This window comes from Halorubrum yunnanense (genome assembly GCF_026586675.1).
GTDB classification, from domain to species: Archaea; Halobacteriota; Halobacteria; order Halobacteriales; family Haloferacaceae; genus Halorubrum; species Halorubrum yunnanense.
Map to the genome: position 1 here is coordinate 1 of NZ_JAODIX010000066.1, position 3,598 is coordinate 3,598.

Annotated in this window: 3 protein-coding genes; all 3 read left to right on the plus strand. The window is 59.6% G+C overall.

What is annotated here, in order from left to right; genetic code table 11:
• Positions 1–340 precede the first annotated feature (340 nt).
• Positions 341–1,558, plus strand: a complete 1,218-nt coding sequence (locus N5096_RS13810; RefSeq protein ID WP_267665399.1) for a tyrosine-type recombinase/integrase — start codon at positions 341–343, stop codon at positions 1,556–1,558.
• Positions 1,555–2,079, plus strand: coding sequence for a hypothetical protein (locus tag N5096_RS13815; RefSeq protein ID WP_267665400.1), 525 nt, complete (start codon positions 1,555–1,557; stop codon positions 2,077–2,079). The genes N5096_RS13810 and N5096_RS13815 overlap by 4 nt, the downstream gene beginning before the upstream one ends.
• 375 nt (positions 2,080–2,454) lie before the next feature.
• Positions 2,455–3,513 carry a site-specific recombinase gene (locus tag N5096_RS13820; RefSeq protein ID WP_267665401.1) on the plus strand — a complete coding sequence of 353 codons (1,059 nt, stop codon included), beginning with the start codon at positions 2,455–2,457 and terminating at the stop codon, positions 3,511–3,513.
• The last annotated feature ends 85 nt before the right edge of the window (positions 3,514–3,598 follow it).

A 3,598-nucleotide genomic window follows, 5' to 3' on the forward strand; every position in this document is an offset into this window, starting at 1 on the left:
GCTTTGGAGTTTGTAGACACAGTCTCCAAACCCTGCTGCTTCGCACGTGACGCTTTCTATGACAGGCTCTAGTTATTGTATGCCCCTGCGCGTAGACTGCGTGGTCAGCTACGGCCGAAATTAAATATAGCGTTATATGATATACTTTTGAATTAGCCCATTCCTGCTGTGTATTGCATAATTGCTTTGTCTATAAGAGACAAAGCAGTAAGCAGAAATATTAAGCAATTGGCGAATGATGTCTATCTGTTGAAAATGGCAGTCTTAAAATCGGCACACCTCCGAGATTCCGGGCCTTCACCCGGTGATGCGCGTGAGTGACGTAATTAACTGGAGTCGCATGTCGCTCGATGAGCTGATCGAGTTCTACGAGACGGAAATTGCCGACGAGATGTACCACGCAGGGATGAGCCCCGCGACGAAGCGACCCTCGTACGAGTGGCTGGCCGATCACGGCTACAGCGGGATCGCGTACACCCTTCGCGAGCATCACGACCTCACGCTCAAGCAGTTCATCGTCGAGGAGGTCGGCGTCGACGCCGGTGTGGACGACGGAACCCCGGGGTACGAGTGGGGGATCAACGACGAAGAGACGATCGAGCGCTTTGAGACATACCTTCGCGACCGACAGCGCCGGCAGAACCTCGCTGACAGTACGATCCGATCGAAGCGCACGCGACTGGCGCGGTACGCCCGCGAGTACGAAGCCCTCCACGGGGAGGCCCCGCTCGTCGATCGCGTCGGCGACCGCGACCTGCAACCCGAGGAGATTGAGCGCGTCCTCTCGGTGTTCGACGTGCTCGACCACGAGCTCGCGAGTAACGACTCGAAGGCAAAGCATCACTACGACGTGAAAGACTGGTACGTGTGGCTCCAGAACCGTGCTATCGGGACGTATAACCCGGCCGCGACGGTCGCAACGTCGTTCGGTGGGTGGGACACCGACACCGAGAGCGGAGAGACGAAACCGGCGCTGCGGCCAGACCAGCTCCGAGAGATACTCGCCGTGTGCGACGACCGGGCGGATCGCCTCCTCGTGGTTGCGCTCGGCGCGTGGGGGCTCCGTCGCGGGGAGGTCGCGGCGCTGCACGTATCGCAGTTCATTCCGAACGCCGAGCCTCCCCGGCTCGAGTTTGAAGACCGGAAGAACGGCCCGTCATCCGTGCAACTGCTGTACGGCGTCGACGAGTATCTCGATCGCGTTGAGGCGCTGGATGCAACCGGCTGGAACGGCTACCTCTTCCCCTCCAACGCCGCCGAGTCCGGGCATGTCGCGCCGGGAACGGTGAACAACCGTTTCGAGCGGCTGGTCGAGACTGCCGGGGTGACGCTCCACGGTGAACGACCGACGCCGCACGCCTGCCGCCGGTTCTGGTACAACGCGTATCAGGACGCCATGCAGGATCTTCAAGAGCAGGTCGCCCCGATGGCGGCTGATCAGGGTAGCTCGTCGGCTGCCGTCGTCGTCGACAAGTATCTGAGCGAGGAGCAGGTCCGCCGCGCCCGCCGAGACGCCATGCGCGAGCGGCTGGCCGACGTGTTCGAGGGGAAATTATGAACCGTATTCGCTTCGACTCGGAACCGGAACTTCGCGATCAGATCAGCGAATCCCTCTCCGAGTACGGCTGGTGTGTCGAGACTGAAGTCTATTCTGTTTGTAAGACCGGCCGGGTCGACCTGCTTGCGAAACACCCGCAAGCAGGGACATTCGGTCTTGAGATCAAGTATATGGAAAATTACTCCGGGAAAAAGCTCGGAGAGGCAATGAAGCAGGTAGGAAGGTATCGAAGGTTGGAATATAATGACTGGAACGTGGATTATTGGGCTATCCTCCCTGAGACGGAGAACAATCGATTTTCTCACGCCGGAACTGGAAGGAGTGCATATCATTCAGTTATGGATGTGTTCCAAGGAACTGTGAATCAGTTCGGCATCGGGTACCTCCACAGACAGAACCAAGAAATAATTTACAGGCATGTTCCCAAAGAAGCTATTTCCCTCTCAAGGCCAGAGACAATCGACGAATCCGATCATAGGGGGTTAGACCGGTTAATAAATGAGAGGCAGTCGACTCCCTGAATATATCGAGGCGGCCGAACGCGCCGATATGACGACATATGACGACCAATGTGTTCTCGAAGACACAGCCGAGTCAGCAAGCGATAATCTTCGCACCTCACGTTACCATACGATAGTAACGAACGAACCTTCCACGGAGCAATTGCGTTCTACTCCTCTAAGAAGGCCCCCACCCCCGAGGATCGGCCGCCCGATCCGTAGATGAGCATGACGGCGGCAACGGCGACTGCCGCTAGGATCAATGCAAACACTAGTGTAGCCCCAACAGCACCAACGAGTCCTAATATCAAGTGTTTAAAATACGCCTCCCCGCCCGAGTCGTGGTCGGGTATCGTCGACGGCGACACCGTCCGATTCGCGGACCTCGACACGACGGTGTTCTCGGACTACGCGCGGTACCTCTCGTCGGAAGGGAACACCGCCGGCACCGTGCTCACCTACTACGCGCACGTCGCGTCGTGGTGCGGGTGGGCGCACGCGCAGGGGTACATCCCGCGGCACTACGCCCGTGAGTCAGACGCCGAAGACCCGCTGCCGGAGAACGACGGCCGCCGGCCGGGCGACCAGCAGGCGTGGGAACCGATCCACCGCGACCTGATCACGCAGTTCGTCGACCGGCGTGTGTCCGAAGCGTTCGATGCGCTCGGCGCGATCGAGGTGCCTCACGCCGATCGAGGCGACCCGGAAAGTGAAACGTGGCGGGCCAAACAGCGCGCTCGGTTCAAGACCTACCAGCGGTGTCGTGAGCAGGCACTCGTGTATGTTGTCGCCTACACGGGCCTGCGCGGCTCAGAATTCCTCTCGGCACCGAAAGAAAACCGCGACGGTCGGAACGGCATTCGATGGCGTGACGTGTCGTTCGCAGACAGCAGCGTCACGGTGTTCCGGAAGAGTCGTGAGTGGAAGGAGGCGTCACTCCCCGAACCCGTTATCGGCCCCCTGCGCCGGTACGCCGAGGTGCTGGACGTTCCGGACTCATGGCCGGTGTTCACGACGCTGCACCGACCGTCGCTTGCTTCGCACGTCACCGACGGGCTAAGTGACGCCGGTCTCGACAATGACACGATCGAGAGCATCCGGGGCGGCGCGCCTGACCTGCTCGTTGCTGCTGAGCACGACCTCGACGCACCAAAGCCGCTCACTACTGACGGTGCCCGATCGATTATGGAGCGACTCTGGACCCACGACGCGCTCGCCGAGCGTCGCGACGAACTGGAGCTTTCACTCGACGGTGATTATCTCGAACTACACGGTGGGCGTCGGGGCGTCGGGGAGGTGCTGGTTCGACAGTTGGGTTATTCTGCGGCTGCCCGGTATCTCGACAACAGCGAAGAACAGATCCGCGAGGCGTACCAGCATATCGAGGCGGCCGAGCGCGCCGATATGGCGACTGAGGCGTTTTCACAGACCGATCAGCGAGTGAACGAGAGGTAGGGCTTTGTTGAAATCCTGCCTTGTTGAACGCAAGACTGCGTCGGGGTGGGGTCGATAATTCACGGTTTTACCGCGTCAGAGACCG

Excerpts from the sequence above, each read along its gene's own strand:
- N5096_RS13810 (WP_267665399.1), top strand. The coding sequence starts at position 341 with ATGTCGCTCGATGAGCTGATCGAGTTCTACGAGACGGAAATTGCCGAC.
- N5096_RS13815 (WP_267665400.1), top strand. The coding sequence starts at position 1,555 with ATGAACCGTATTCGCTTCGACTCGGAACCGGAACTTCGCGATCAGATC.